Raw genomic sequence first — 13,600 nt, 5'->3', positions numbered from 1 at the left:
AACCATCCCGCATGGAACCGCCGCTCGCCTCAAGGAACGCATGAACACCAGCCCCGAAACGCCGGTAGCCGAGCCGGGAAGCAATATCGCCTGCCTGATCATCAAGACCGGGCGGCGCGACTGCTATGCGCACTTCTACCCGGCGCTGTATCAGCTGACCCTGGTGAAAAGCGGCATCGAGGAGAAGATCGACCTCGGCTACTCCGGCAGCCGCCTGCTCGAACGCCTGCTGCAGGAACCCGGCGAGGTGGTGTCGCGCGACGAGCTGATGAACCACGCCTGGGCCGACCGGGTGGTCGGCCAGGGCAGCCTCAACCAGCAGATCTACACCCTGCGCCAGGTGCTCGGCGACGAGAAGAGCCGCGAAATCATCCAGACCCTGCCGCGTCGCGGCTACCTGCTCAACCCCAGCCACCTGGTCTACCCGCCGAGCATCGAGGATATCGGCGCGGTCGACGAGCCGATCGCTGCGAGCCCCCCCGGCCAGGCCTTCCTGCAGCGCCACAGCCGCCGACGCGGCTCCTGGCTGGCGCTGCTCGGTTCCCTCGGCCTGGTCGCCGCCGGCCTGTTCGTCGGTCTCTACCTGTTCAGCCTGCCGGCTCGCCTGCACAGCAGCGAGCTGAATCTGGGCCAGGTCAGCGTGCTCTACGTCGACCAGGACGAGCAGCGCCTGCAGCAACTGATCCTGGACACCCACGGCCTGGCCAGGCGCCTGGCGGAGCTGAGCGACAAGCCGGCCGAGCTGATCCTCGGCAACAGCGGCGGCTTCTTCGAGCTGCTGTGCATGCAGCCGGGCGGCGGCGCGCGCTCGCTGATGGTCCACGACAGCCAGCTGAGCCAGCTGGCCGACGCGCAACTGACCCGGTGCCTGCCATGAGCCAGCAAGAACAACGTGGCCTGAGCCGGCGCTGGTTGCTGGCGGCGCTGGGCAGCCTGCTGCTGCTGCTGCTCGGCATCCTCACCCTGTGGCTGAATTTCAAGTCCAGCGCCGAGCTGGACGGGCGCTTCCACTCCAGCGGCCAGGTGCAGCTGAGCAACGGCAAGGTGCTCGACCTCAGCCACAACCTGCAGGTTCGGGGTGGGCGCTTCTACGCCATGACCCGCCAGGGCGACAGCATCCTCGAGACCTCGGGGGTGGTGGAGTACGGCTTTCTCGGCAACTACCGCCTGCGCGTCGAGGACGGCCAGGTCAGCGGCCTGTCCAGCGACGCCGACGACGAGCTGGTGTTCAACCTGCTGTACGGCCGGCACAAGGGCTCGACCATCCGCCTGGTGAGCTTTCGCAACTGCCTCTACGGCCTGGAAACCCGCCAGGTCTACTGCCCGGCGCGGGTGCCGCGCAGCCTGTAGGTTGGCGCTGAGCGCAGCGAAGCTCGACAGCGAACCACGTTGGGCTTCGCCGCTGCGCGGCTCAACCTAACCTACCGCCTAATTGCCCGGTGACCATGGTCATCCTACGAGCCCGGCGCGCTGAACCGCGCGCCCTCGGCGCGATACTCCACGCGCGCCTGCGCCTCGCCGAACAGCTCGCGGTACAGTCCCTCGGCCTGACGGGTCAGCAGCAGCAGCTCGATGCGCCGGTTGGCGCCGTTCTCCGGGTCGTCCGCCAGCAGCGGCATGCCGTCGGCCTGGGCGGTGACCTGCAGCACGGTGGCAGCCGGCAGGCCGGCCTCGACCAGCACGTTGCGCGCGCGCAAGGCGCGGTCACCGGACAGGTTCCAGTTGTTGTAGCCGCCGACCGCGCCGCGGTAGGGCGTGGAGTCGGTATGGCCGCTGATGATCAGGTGGTTGTCGACCTTGACCAGGATGCCGGCCAGGCGCTGCAGCAGGGTGGCGAAATGCGCATCCAGGCGGGCGCTGCCGCGGCTGAACATGAAGCGCTGGGCGTCGTCCTTGATCAGGATGCGCAGGCCCTGCGGCACCACCTGCACCTCGATATTGGCCGCGGCGTCCAGTTGCAGCGCCAGCTGCTCCATCAGCTCGGCCAGCTCCTGCAGCTGCGCCGGCTCGGCATAGTGCGGCCGGCGCGCCTCGCCCGGCTGGCCGTCGCCCAACTCGGCGCCGGGGTCTTCCTGCGGCGTGCGCGCCTGGTTGTCGCGATCCTTGCGCGGGCTGACCTGCACCGGCACGCCGTCGAGATCCAGCGGCGTGCGGCTGCTGCCATCGAAGATGCCGGCGCCGCCCTCGACCAGCGGGTTGGTCAACATGTCGGCGTCGGCGCGACTCTGCTGCGGGTTCTGCGGCTGGATGATCCACAGCACCATGAACAGCGCCATCATAGCCAAGGTGAAGTCGGCGAAGGCCACCTTCCAGGCGCCGCCGTGGGTATCGTCGTGGCCCTTCTTGCTGCGCCGCTTGACGATGACCTCGTGCTGTTGATCGCCGCGCTTCTTCATGCCGCGTCCCTTTCATCCTCGTAGCGGTTGACCCAGGTCTCCAGCTGCTTGAATGCCGGCTTGACGTCCTGCTCGATCAGCTTGCGCCCGGCGTCCACCGCCAGCAGGGTGGGCTTGCCGGCGACGTGGGCGACCAGGGTGGTGCGCACGCACTCCAGCGCCGACAGCTCGGTCTTGATCCGCTGGCTCATGGCGTTGGACAGCGGCTCCATCACGCAGTAGCACATGAAGATGCCGAGGAAGGTGCCGACCAGCGCCGCGGCGACGTGGGCGCCGATCTCGGCCACCGAACCGCCGATATTGCCCATGGTGATGATGATGCCCATGATCGCCGCGAGGATGCCGAAACCGGGCATCGCCTCGCCGATCTTGTGCAGCGAGCGCGCCGGCTGCAGCAGGATGTGCTCCATGGCCTCCAGCTCCTGTTCGAGGAAGCCTTCCAGCTCGTGGGCGCTGATCTTGCCCATGGCCATCAGGCGAAAATTGTCGGCGATGAAGGCCATCAGGTTCTTCTCCTGACAGATCAGCGGGTACTTGGCGAACAGCTCGCTCTGTTCCGGTTCCTCGATATGCGCGTCGAGCACCTTGAGGCCGCCGACGTCGACCATCTCCAGCAGCTCGTAGAGCAGCATCAACAACTGGCGCTGGAACTCCTCGCCGCGGCGCTTGTAGACGAACACGCCCTTGATCTGCTGGCACATCTCCACCAGCACTTCCTTGGGGTTGCCCACCACCAGCGCGCCGAGACCGGCGCCGACGATGATCACCACCTCGGCCGGCTGCCAGAGCATGGCCAGCTCACCATGGGCCATGACGTAACCGCCGAGCACGCAGGCGACGATGATCAATGCACCTAATAACTTCTGCACCCTAGCCTCTCTCGTTCAGGTAGCGGCTGGCCTTGGCGATCGCCTGCTTGCTCAACTGGCAGACGCGCGCGTCGCTCAGTTCCAGCACCAGGGCGATTTCCTTGAGGCTCAGCTCGTGTTGGTAGTAAAGGGTCAGCACCAGCCGCTCGCGCTCGCTGAGCTGGCTCAGCGCCTGGGCCAGCAGGCGCTCCTTGAGCACCCGATCCTCGACCGCGCTGGCGCCGCAGGCGAAGCCTTCATGGCCGTTCTGCAGCAGCTCGTCGAGACTCTCGATGGCTTCGCAGGCGTCGGCCTGGAGAAAGTCCTGGTAGTCCTTGGCGCTGATCCCGGCGGCGGCGAGGATCTCCTCCTCCTGCGGCACCCGACCGAGCTGGCGCGCCAGCTGGCGGATGGCGTCGCGAATCCTGTGGGTCTGCTGACGCACCTGACGCGGTCGCCAGTCCTGGCGGCGCAGCTCGTCGAGAATCGCGCCACGGATGCGCAGCGCAGCGAAACGACCGAACTGTTCGTCCGGCGTGCCGTAGCGACGCAGGCATTCGAGCAGACCCATCAGGCCGATCTGCTCCATGTCCTCGCGATCGAGCACCTGATTGGCCTGCAACGCCAGCTGACTGACGATGCGTTTGACCAGCGGCAGGTACTGCAGCAGCCACTTCTGCTCGGCCCCGGGGGCGAACAGCGCGGCTCCGCCCTGTTCGGCGGCGTAGCGGTAGTCGATGGCACAGGTGGCGTTCATGGCTAGGCTCTGCTCTTTACTGAACGATCAGCTTGCTGACCAGCACGTTGGCGAACGGCATCGCCAGTTTCTTGCTGGCGAAGTCGTCGAACAGCACCCGCTCCAGGGCACTCTGCAATTCGGGGATGGGCATGCCACGCAGCTTCTCGAAGGTCATCGAGGAGAGGTGCGCCACCACCGAGTTGCGCACCATGGGGTCGATCTGCTCGAGCTTCTTCGGGTCGGTCTCCAGGTCGGCCTGCAGCACCAGGTCCAAGACGAAGTAGTGTTCGCGGCTCTCGCCCTGCAGGCTGACGATGACCTTCTCGATGGGGAAGAAGCGGTATTCGCTCTTGGCTTCCTCGGCTTCGCTGTCGGCGCTGCCGACGGAAATGCCGAGCACCGCCTGGCCGGTTTGCATGGACTTGAGCGTGGCGTAGTTGAAGACGCTGGCGCCGGCCACCACCAGGGTGTTGAAGATAAGCAGCAGCAGGATGATCCGCGGCATTGTCATGGTTGAGTCTCGATTGATTGGCGGTTAAACGGTGACCAGCACATCGCTGGCCGACTCCCGGGCACGCGGCGCGACGCTCACCGCACTGTCGCCGGCGGCCTGCACCGGCTCATCGCCGCGCCAGGCCTGACGCGGTGCCTGCTGGTGCTGGCGACCGCCCTGGGCATCGGCCGAGACCTGCACGCTGACCTGCACGAAATGCTGGCCGAGCAGCTCCTGGCGCAGGCGCTCGCTGCTCTGCTGCAGCAGCCGCGCGACCTCGCCGTTGGCCGCCGACAGCTGCACGTTGAGGCGGCCCGACTCGTGGCTCAGGTAGATCTCCAGGCTGCCCAGCTCCGGCGGATCGAGGCGGATGGTGGCGTTCTGGATGCGCTGGTTGATCTGCAGTTCGACCTGCTCGCGCAAGCTGTGCAGCATCTGCTCGCCCCACGGCGCCTGCGCCGCCGGCAGCTTGAGGCTGCGCTCGCTCGCCAGCGGCTGCGGCGCCGGCTGGCTGGCTGCGGCGCTGCTCGGAGCGGCCGGCTCGCCCTCGCCCGCGGCACTCGGCAGGCGGTCGAGCAGGCCTGCGTCGAGGCTGTTCTCGCCGCCGAGCGCCAGGCTCGCCGCCGGCGCCAGTGGCTCGCCCGCCAGCGCTGGTGGCAGTGCGGCGGGCTGCACCGGCAACGGCTGCACCTGACGCCCGGCCAGCGGCAGCTCGAGCGCCGGCATCGGCAAACCGGCCGGCGTCTCGCGCAGTGGCAGCGGCAGCTGGACCTGGGCCGGCAACGGCTCCTCGGACATCTGCGCCGTCTCGCGCGCCTCGACGCGCACCGCCTGCTGGCCGAGCATGTTGGCCGGCCACTGTTCGGCATCGGCCTCGCCAACCGGCGCCGGCTCGACAGCGGCCGGCAGTAGCAGCGGCGCCATCGGCTCGACTCGCTCCGCAGCCGCTTCGGCCGCCTCCGGCGTCTGCGCCGTCTCGCGCGCCTCGACGCGCACCGCCTGCTGGCCGAGCACGTTGGCCAGCCACTGTTCGGCATCGGCCTCGCCAACCGACGCCGACTCGACCGCGGCCGACTCCGGCGCAGTCGGCGCGGCGGCGACGAAGCCGTGCAGGGCCAGTTGCAGATCGAACGCCGGCGTCTCGCCGGCGCCGGCCTGGGCCTGGGCGAAACCGGCCGGCAGCGCTTCGCCGAGCGGGCCGCTCAGGGGCGCCCGGGTATTCGGATTGATCGGCTGCAACACGCGTTATCTCCCACCTTGAAACTGATCGACGCGCAGGTAGGCGCTACGCCCCTCGGCGTATTCCAGGTGCCTGAGCAGCATCTGTCGCACCCGCTCGCATTCGTCGGCGCAGGCCACGCGTGCCTGGCCGTGCAGCTGTTGCAGACGCCGCCGCGCCTCGCGCACCTCGTCGCTGAGTGTCGGCAAGCCGGCCAGCAGTTGCAGGCAGGAGCGGATCAACCCGTCGATCTCGCCGATCCGCGTCCAGTCGCCCTGCGCCAGCGCCTCGGCCAGTTGGCCGTGCAGCTGCTGCAGCGCGCGCAGTTCACTTGCGCGCGGCATTCACGCCTTCCCAGCCTTCGCGCAGCACGCCGAGCAGGCCGACCACCTCGTCCAGGCCGTCCAGCGACAGGCTGACGCTAACGTCGGAGAGGCGGTAGATGCAGTAGTCGTAGAGGCGCGCCAGGCCCTGTACGGTCTCGCCGCCGTTCTCGTAGTCGAGGGCGCCGTTGAGCCCATTGAGGATGTTCAGGCACTTCTCCAGCGACTGGCCCTTCTGCTGGTAGCGCTTGGCCTCGATATGGCCGCGGGCGCGGGCCAGCTCGTCGAGCAGGCCGTCGAACAGCACCAGCACCAGCTCGTAGGGCGAGGCCGCGGCGGCACGCGCCTCGAGGTCGACGGTGCGGTAGCTGTCGTAGCTTTCGTTGAGGTTGTAGGCAGTCATCAGAACATTCCGTAGGTCTGCTCCATCGCCGCCATGGTCTGCATCAAGCTGGTGTACTGGCGGAGATAGCGGTTGTAGTAGGAGTCGTACTGCTTCTGGATGTTGTCGAACTGCTGGTCGACCCGGCGCAGCTGAGTGTTGAGGGTGTCCTTGCGATTGGTCAGCAGGCCGCCGGCGCTGCTGGTGTACACCGCCAGGTTCTTGTCCAGGGTGTCGAGCAGGTTGCCCTTGTCGGTGAACAGTTTCTCGAAGCCTTCCGGATTGGCCGCCACGGCCTTCTCGAAACGGGCGTTGTCGATGGTCAGCTTGCCGTTGCGGTCGGCGACTATGCCGAACTCGGTGAGGCTGGCGCCGCCGAACGAGGTGCGCACCAGCTGGTTGAGCATGGTTTCGATGGCGCGCACGCTGGCGTCGCCGGCCAGGGCACCGCGGCCGCCGCTCTCGCCGCCGCTGGCGGTGAGCGAGTCGAAGCTGCTCATCAGCGCGTTGAAGGCGCTGACGAAGGACTGCGCCTTGTCCTTGGTGGCCTTCTGGTCCTGGCCGATATCGATGGTCAGCGGGGTGTCACCGCTCTTGTGCGCCTTGCTGAAGGTCAGGCTGACGCCGTCGATGATGTTGTCGAAGGTGTTGCTGGTGCTGGTCAGCTCGATGCCGCTCTCGCCGCCCAGGCGCACGATGGCGTCCTTGGCCACGGACAGCTCCTGCTTGCCCGCCACCGCGCCTGCAACCGCGACGTTGCCACTGGCGCTCAGGCTGATGGCCTGGTCGGCGCCGGTCTTCTCGCTGGTCAGCACCAGGTTGACCTGGCCGTTGCTGCGCACCAGGGTGGCCTTGACCCCGCTGTTGTCGCCGGCGTTGTTGATCGCCGCGGCCAGCTCGTCGAGGGTGCCGACGCTGCTCAGGTCGATGGCGAAGGCGTCGCCGCCTTGGCCGATGCTCAGGCTGCCGCTGCCCAGGTCGCCGTCCTGCAGGCCCTGCAGGGCGATCTGGCTCTTGCTGGCGAGCTGCTGGACGAAGAAGTCGTAACTGCCGGCCACCGCCTTGCTGCCCACCGTGGCGCTGGCATAGCCCTCCTGGCTGAAGCTGGCGCTGTTGACCAGCATGCTGCTGCCGGCGAGCTTGAGCCCGCTGGCCGCGGTCTTGAAGGTCTTCAGCGCGGTATCCAGGGTGGTCAGGGCGGACAGCTGCGCCTTGTAGGCCGCCTGGTTGCGGTTGGTCTTGGCCAGCTGGCCCTGCACTTCATATTGGGCCAGCTGGGTCGCCATGCTTTGAACGTAATCTGAATCGATAGCCATAGTCGGACACCCGTTTTCCTGTGAGGTAGCAATAGCGGTGCCAACAGCTGAAACCCTTGATTTAGAGGGCTTTAGGCGTTCCGCCAGGTGAAAGATCCTTTCCGCTCGCGGGGCCGCGGACGACGGGCGGAAGGCCGCCTTCCGCCTGCGCCGCGCAATGGGCGGACGTGCCCCTTACACAGGCGACGCAGCGGCGACCCGCCTTAAGGAAAAGGTGGGGATAGGTTATGAGCGGCCGGGTAGGAGCCGGCTGGGGGAGGGGCGGCGCTATTCGCCGCCGACGGCGAAGTTGGGCAGGCTGTCCACCGGCTGGCGGAAGCTGAAGGGAATCGACTCCACCGCCAGGCCGACGTTGCGCTGCACCACGAAGTGCAGGTGCGGGCCGGTGCTGTTGCCGGTGTTGCCGGAGCGCGCCAGCAGGCTGCCGGTCTCCACCCGCTGGCCCTCGCGCACGGCCACCGAGCCCTTCATCAGGTGCAGGTAGACGCCCATGGTGCCGTCGTCGTGGAGGATGCGCACGAAGTTGCCGGCCGGGTTGTTGCCGCGCCCGCTCTGCTGGTTCTCGGTCTTCACCACCACGCCGCCGCGCGCGGCGACGATCGGCGTGCCTTCGGGCATGGCGATGTCCATGGCGTAGCGGCCCTTGGGAGTGAAATGGCTGTACTTGCCGCCGGCGCCCTGGGTCAGGCGGAACGGGCCGCCGCGCCAGGGCAGCGGGTAGCGGTGGATGCTCGGTTGCAGGCGCGGGTCGCCGAGGGCATAGCGCAGCCTGGGCTTGTAGCGCAGCGGCTGGCCGGCCTCGCGCGGCGCCAGGGTGGCCAGGCGGATCTTGCTGCGCGGCGGCAGCACCCAGCGGATCGGCTTGTCCGGCGCGCCGATGGCGTTTTCCACCTGTTCCAGGCGCAGCTCGATCTCCACCGGGGCGTACAGGTCGTTGCGCACCAGCAGGGTCTCGCCGGCCTCGTGCTGCTTGGTCTCCAGCTTCACCTGGTTGTCCAGGCGCTCGACCATGCGGTCGCGGAACACGAACACCTGGGCGCCGGGCGCCGCCTGGTCGCTATAGGTCACCACGCCGTTCTGGTCGACGTACTTGTAGATGGTCAGGGCAGCGGCCTGGCCGCTGAGGACCAGCAGGCTGCAGAGGAAAATCAGACGCCCTAGCATAACGACTCGGATCTTATGGCTTTTCGATATCCGGGCTAGCAAGGCTAGCAGCGCCTGCGCGGCCGTGCCAGGCGCCGAGCCTCGGGCTGTGAACCGGCTCACCGCCGTCGGTCGGCCGGGGGCGGGGTGTTTCGGGGCAAGCGCTGCATCTTTCCCCGGATCGCATCCGGGCTAGGGCGGCGGGTTCAGGCGCCGGGGACGAAATGCTTCTGCGCGGTGCCGCGGGCGATCAGGCGCGACAGGTAGTCGAGTTTCTGCGGGTCGCGGTCGACGAAGCGGAAGCTCAGTTGCAGCCACTCGCTGGCAGGCGAAGGCTCCAGCGCCGCCACGGCGTGCAGGTAGCCGTTGAGCCGGGCGGTCTCGGCCGCCTCGCCCTGCTCCAGGTCGAGCACCGCGCTCTCCAGCACCTGCGGCAGCTGTTCGGTGCGCTTGACCACCAGCAGCGCCTCCTTGAGGCTCAGCGCCTTGATCACGCAGGCCATGCTGCCGCCCGGCAGGCGCAGCTGGCCCTGGCCGCGGCCGGCCGGCGCCTTGCTCGCGGCCACAGGCGAGGCGGCCGGGGCAGCCGCCGCAAGCGGTGCGGCAGCCGGCGCGCTGGGCTTGACCACCTCGGCCTTGCCGCCGGTCAGGGCGGCCAGCGAGTCGTTGGCGAAGGCGCCGCTGCTGAGCATCTTCGGCGGGGCGCTGGCGGCGAGGGCCTGCAGCTTGCCGGCGCGGCTCAGCGCCTTCTTCACCTTGGTCACCAGCTGCTCGTTGGAGAAGGGCTTGCCGATGTAGTCGGAGACGCCGGCCTGGATCGCCTGCACCACGTTTTCCTTGTCGCCGCGGCTGGTGACCATGATGAAGGGGGTGGTCTTCAGGCTGTCCTGCTCGCGGCACCAGGTCAGCAGCTCGAGGCCGGACATCTCCGGCATTTCCCAGTCGCAGAGGATCAGGTCGACAGGCTGGCGGCCCAGCAGCTGCTGGGCCTTGCGCCCGTTGACCGCCTCTTCGATCTGTACGCCGGGGAAGTGATCGCGCAGCCCTTTCTTGACCAGATCACGGATAAAGGTCGCGTCGTCCACCACCAGCACACTGACTTTGCTCATCGGCCTCTCCTGTACGAATGGCGTTAAGCATAGTCATGGCCAGTGGCCAAAGGCCAACGGAAAAGCGCATAACCCCCGGCGCTAGGGCGCACCGGGACGCCCTGCCGTGCGACAACCAGCGCCGGCTCAGGCGCCGGGCTTGCCCTCGACCTCTTCGCGCATGCGCGTCAGGCCGATATGCCGTACGTCGGTGCCGCGCACCAGGTAGATCACCAGTTCGGCGATGTTGCGCGCGTGGTCGCCGATGCGCTCCAGCGAACGCAGCGCCCAGATCACGTTAAGCACGCGGGAGATCGAGCGCGGGTCTTCCATCATGTAGGTGACCAGTTCGCGCAGCGCGGTCTTGTACTCGCGGTCGACGGTCTTGTCGTACTGCGCCACCGACAGCGCCAGGTCGGCATCGAAGCGGGCGAAGGCGTCGAGCGCCTCCTGCACCATGCGTCGCACCTGGTCGCCGATATGCCGCACCTCGACGTAGCCCTTGGGCGACTCGCCTTCCTCGCACAGCTGGATGGCGCGCTTGGCGATCTTGGTCGACTCGTCGCCGATGCGCTCGAGGTCGATCACCGACTTGGAGATGCTGATGATCAGGCGCAGGTCGGAGGCCGCCGGCTGGCGCCGGGCGAGGATGCGCACGCACTCCTCGTCGATGTTGCGCTCCATCTGGTTGATCTGGTCGTCGATGTCGCGCACCTGCTGGGCCAGGCCGGAGTCGGCCTCGATCAGCGCGGTGACGGCGTCATTGACCTGCTTCTCCACCAGGCCGCCCATGGCCAGCAGGTGGCTGCGCACTTCTTCCAGTTCGGCGTTGAACTGCTGGGAGATGTGCTGGGTGAGGTTGTCTTTGTTGATCATGTTTCGCTCCGCGAAAGCTGCCGGCTTGGGTGACCATGGTGCGCGCGGCGCACCCTGCATTAAGTATCAAGGCCCTTGGAAAATGCTCTCTGGCGCGAAGGGCGTGCGCTGACAGTACGATGAGTACGGCAAGCGCGCCCGACAAAGCCAGGGAGTATTTGCCATGGCCTTAGCCGTAACGACCGGTGATGTAGTCCTCGGTCTGCTTCTTGGCCGGGTTGGTGAACAGGGTGTCGGTGTCGCCGAACTCGATCAGCTTGCCCATGTACATGAACGCCGTGTAATCGGACACCCGCGCCGCCTGCTGCATGTTGTGGGTGACGATGACGATGGTGTACTTGCTCTTGAGTTCGTAGATCAGTTCTTCGACCTTGAGCGTGGAGATCGGGTCGAGCGCCGAGCAGGGTTCGTCTAGCAGCAGCACTTCCGGCTGCACCGCCACGGTACGGGCGATCACCAGGCGCTGCTGCTGACCGCCGGACAGGCCGAGGGCCGATTCGTGCAGGCGATCCTTGACCTCGTCCCACAGCGCCGCGCTCTTCAGCGCCCACTCCACCGCCTCGTCGAGCACGCGCTTCTGGTTGATGCCCTGGATGCGCAGGCCGTACACCACGTTCTCGTAGATGCTCTTGGGGAAGGGGTTGGGCTTCTGGAACACCATGCCGACGCGGCGACGCAGCTCGGCGACGTCCTCGCCCTTGCGGTAGATGTTGCGCCCGTCGAGGTTGATCTCGCCTTCCACGCGGCAGCCGTCGACCAGGTCATTCATCCGGTTGAAGGTGCGCAGCAGGGTCGACTTGCCGCAACCCGACGGGCCGATGAAGGCGGTGACACGCTGGCGCGGGATCTCCATCTTGACGTCGAACAGCGCCTGCTTCTCGCCGTAGTAGAGGTTCAGCCCCGGCACGGCGATGGCCGTGGTCTCGCTGGCCAGGTTGAGGCTCTGCTTGTCGCGGCCGAGGGCGGCCAGGTCAATACCGTGGGTATGGGCTTCGTGTTGCATAACAGTCTCCTTCGGAGGCTATAGGCTTCAAGCTACAGGCCGCAGGCCGGCTCTCGCCCGGTGCCTGCAGCTTGCCGCCTGCCGCAGAATTAGTGATCCAGCGCCTTGTACTTCTCGCGCAGGTGGTTGCGGATATACACCGCACTGAAGTTCAGCAGGATGATGACCAGCACCAGCAGCAACGCGGTGGCGTACACCAGCGGCCGCGCGGCCTCGACGTTGGGGCTCTGGAAGCCGACGTCGTAGATGTGGAAGCCCAGGTGCATGATCTTCTGGTCCAGGTGCAGGTAGGGGTAGTTGCCGTCTACCGGCAGCGACGGCGCCAGCTTGACCACGCCCACCAGCATCAGCGGCGCCACCTCGCCGGCGGCGCGGGCCACGGCGAGAATCAGGCCGGTCATCATCGCCGGGCTGGCCATCGGCAGCACCACGCGCCAGAGGGTCTCCACCTTGGTCGCGCCGAGGGCCAGGGAGCCTTCGCGCACCGCCCGCGGAATCCGTGCCAGGCCTTCCTCGGTGGCGACGATGACCACCGGCAGGGTGAGGATCGCCAGGGTCAGCGAGGCCCACAGCAGGCCCGGGGTGCCGAAGGTCGGCGCCGGGGCGGCTTCCGGGAAGAACAGGCGGTCCAGCGAGCCGCCCAGCACGTAGACGAAGAAGCCCAGGCCGAACACGCCGTAGACGATCGCCGGTACGCCGGCCAGGTTGTTCACCGCGATGCGGATCACCCGAGTCAGCGGGCCCTGCTTGGCGTACTCGCGCAGGTAGATGGCCGCCACCACGCCGAACGGGGTGACGATCACGGCCATGATCAGGGTCATCATGATGGTGCCGAAGATCGCCGGGAAGATGCCGCCTTCGGTGTTGGCCTCGCGCGGGTCGTCGCTGACGAATTCCCACAGCTTGGCCAAGTAGAAGGCGATTTTCTCGCCCAGGCCCATGGCATTGGGCTGGAAGGCCCGCACCACCTTGCCCAGGCTGATGGTGACTTCGCGGCCATCGACGGTCTTGAGCGTGACGCTGTCGCGGTTGAACGCCTGGTTGAGGGCGATCAGCTCGGTTTCCAGCACCTTGTACTCGGCATCCCACTGCGCCCGCTCGGCGTCCAGCTCGGCGCGGGCGACGTCATCCAGCCGGCCTTGCAACTCCAGCTTGCGGGTTTGCAGCCGCACGCGCTCGAGCCCGGCGTTGATCCGTCCGATGTCCTTCTTCTCCAGGCGCACCAGCTGCTTGTGCAGCTTCTCGACGCGGGCGATGCGTTCCTGCAGCGCGGGCCAGCTGGCATCGCCTTCGGCCACCAGCTCGCCGGCTTCCTTGACGTTGACCAGGTAGCCGTAGAAGTTGCCCCACTCGCGGCGCTCCAGCGCCGTGAGGTTTTCCGGGGTGCGCGGATTGCTCAGCCATTCGCCGACCACCCAGGTGAAGTCCGCGCCATACACGTCGCGGTTACCCACCTTGAACAGCTCGCGGGTCATGAACTCGCCGCCCTCGACATCCACCGGCAAGCCGGAGGCGGCCAGACGCGCGCGCGGCACTTCCTCGATCTGGGTGATTTCGCCGGCCATCACCCGGGCTTCCTGACCCGGCACCTGGTAGTCGGCTTCGACTATATTCGCCGGCCAGAAGTGGCCGAGGCCGCGTACGGCGATCACCAGCAGCAGGCCGAGGGTCATGATCACCGCGATCGATACGGCGCCGGCATTCATCCAGATCCACGGCGTACCGCTCTTGAACCAGGTTTTCAGGTTGTTCTGTTTCACGGACATATACCTTC

15 protein-coding genes are annotated in these 13,600 nt (G+C 67.2%); 2 read left to right on the top strand and 13 right to left on the bottom strand.

Annotated elements, in window-relative coordinates; all coding sequences use genetic code 11:
- Nucleotides 1-40 precede the first annotated feature (40 nt).
- Together AC1G9C_RS00695 and AC1G9C_RS00690 are read left to right on the top strand one after the other, a co-directional pair.
- Nucleotides 41-877 carry a winged helix-turn-helix domain-containing protein gene (locus tag AC1G9C_RS00695; RefSeq protein WP_480409185.1) on the top strand — a complete coding sequence of 279 codons (837 nt, stop codon included), beginning with the start codon at nt 41-43 and terminating at the stop codon, nt 875-877.
- Nucleotides 874-1,350 (top strand): hypothetical protein, encoded by a 477-nt coding sequence (locus AC1G9C_RS00690; protein WP_021443578.1) that lies wholly within the window; start codon nt 874-876, stop codon nt 1,348-1,350. The genes AC1G9C_RS00695 and AC1G9C_RS00690 overlap by 4 nt, the downstream gene beginning before the upstream one ends.
- Nucleotides 1,351-1,454: 104 nt before the next feature.
- On the opposite strand, the gene AC1G9C_RS00685 is transcribed toward AC1G9C_RS00690, so the two are convergent.
- The 13 genes from AC1G9C_RS00685 to pstA form a co-directional block, all read right to left on the bottom strand.
- Complete coding sequence (locus AC1G9C_RS00685) at nt 1,455-2,396, bottom strand: flagellar motor protein MotB (RefSeq protein ID WP_480409184.1); 942 nt, start codon at nt 2,394-2,396, stop codon at nt 1,455-1,457.
- On the bottom strand, nt 2,393-3,265 hold the full coding sequence (gene motA, locus AC1G9C_RS00680) for a flagellar motor stator protein MotA (protein ID WP_031303377.1): 873 nt from the start codon (nt 3,263-3,265) through the stop codon (nt 2,393-2,395). Before motA ends, AC1G9C_RS00685 begins: the two co-directional genes overlap by 4 nt.
- Before the next feature lies 1 nt (nt 3,266).
- Nucleotides 3,267-4,001 carry a FliA/WhiG family RNA polymerase sigma factor gene (locus AC1G9C_RS00675; RefSeq protein ID WP_021444860.1) on the bottom strand — a complete coding sequence of 245 codons (735 nt, stop codon included), beginning with the start codon at nt 3,999-4,001 and terminating at the stop codon, nt 3,267-3,269.
- A gap of 16 nt (nt 4,002-4,017) precedes the next feature.
- Nucleotides 4,018-4,494, bottom strand: a complete 477-nt coding sequence (locus tag AC1G9C_RS00670; protein WP_480409183.1) for a flagellar basal body-associated FliL family protein — start codon at nt 4,492-4,494, stop codon at nt 4,018-4,020.
- A 24-nt stretch (nt 4,495-4,518) separates the two neighbouring features.
- Nucleotides 4,519-5,718, bottom strand: a complete 1,200-nt coding sequence (locus tag AC1G9C_RS00665; RefSeq protein WP_480409182.1) for a flagellar hook-length control protein FliK — start codon at nt 5,716-5,718, stop codon at nt 4,519-4,521.
- A gap of 3 nt (nt 5,719-5,721) precedes the next feature.
- Nucleotides 5,722-6,039 carry a hypothetical protein gene (locus tag AC1G9C_RS00660; RefSeq protein ID WP_480409181.1) on the bottom strand — a complete coding sequence of 106 codons (318 nt, stop codon included), beginning with the start codon at nt 6,037-6,039 and terminating at the stop codon, nt 5,722-5,724.
- Entirely contained in the window at nt 6,023-6,421 is a 399-nt protein-coding gene (gene fliS, locus AC1G9C_RS00655) for a flagellar export chaperone FliS (RefSeq protein WP_021444414.1), read from the bottom strand. The genes AC1G9C_RS00660 and fliS overlap by 17 nt, the downstream gene beginning before the upstream one ends.
- Nucleotides 6,421-7,716 (bottom strand): flagellar filament capping protein FliD, encoded by a 1,296-nt coding sequence (gene fliD / locus AC1G9C_RS00650; protein WP_031303223.1) that lies wholly within the window; start codon nt 7,714-7,716, stop codon nt 6,421-6,423. Before fliD ends, fliS begins: the two co-directional genes overlap by 1 nt.
- A 267-nt stretch (nt 7,717-7,983) precedes the next feature.
- Nucleotides 7,984-8,880 carry a peptidoglycan DD-metalloendopeptidase family protein gene (locus AC1G9C_RS00645; RefSeq protein WP_480409180.1) on the bottom strand — a complete coding sequence of 299 codons (897 nt, stop codon included), beginning with the start codon at nt 8,878-8,880 and terminating at the stop codon, nt 7,984-7,986.
- Nucleotides 8,881-9,065: 185 nt separating this feature from the next.
- The gene (locus AC1G9C_RS00640) at nt 9,066-9,968 is read right to left on the bottom strand and encodes a response regulator (RefSeq protein WP_397498041.1); all 903 of its coding nucleotides are present in this window, start codon (nt 9,966-9,968) and stop codon (nt 9,066-9,068) included.
- A 126-nt stretch (nt 9,969-10,094) separates the two neighbouring features.
- Nucleotides 10,095-10,823 carry a phosphate signaling complex protein PhoU gene (gene phoU / locus AC1G9C_RS00635; RefSeq protein WP_021443569.1) on the bottom strand — a complete coding sequence of 243 codons (729 nt, stop codon included), beginning with the start codon at nt 10,821-10,823 and terminating at the stop codon, nt 10,095-10,097.
- A gap of 169 nt (nt 10,824-10,992) precedes the next feature.
- Nucleotides 10,993-11,826 (bottom strand): phosphate ABC transporter ATP-binding protein PstB, encoded by an 834-nt coding sequence (gene pstB / locus AC1G9C_RS00630; RefSeq protein ID WP_021443568.1) that lies wholly within the window; start codon nt 11,824-11,826, stop codon nt 10,993-10,995.
- 89 nt (nt 11,827-11,915) lie between these two features.
- Nucleotides 11,916-13,592, bottom strand: coding sequence for a phosphate ABC transporter permease PstA (pstA, locus tag AC1G9C_RS00625; RefSeq protein WP_480409179.1), 1,677 nt, complete (start codon nt 13,590-13,592; stop codon nt 11,916-11,918).
- Between the last annotated feature and the right edge of the window lie 8 nt (nt 13,593-13,600).

Source organism: Pseudomonas sp. ABa2 (assembly GCF_056676075.1).
The sequence above is the reverse complement of the archived record's forward strand: the minus strand, read 5'-3'. Positions and strand labels throughout refer to the sequence as shown.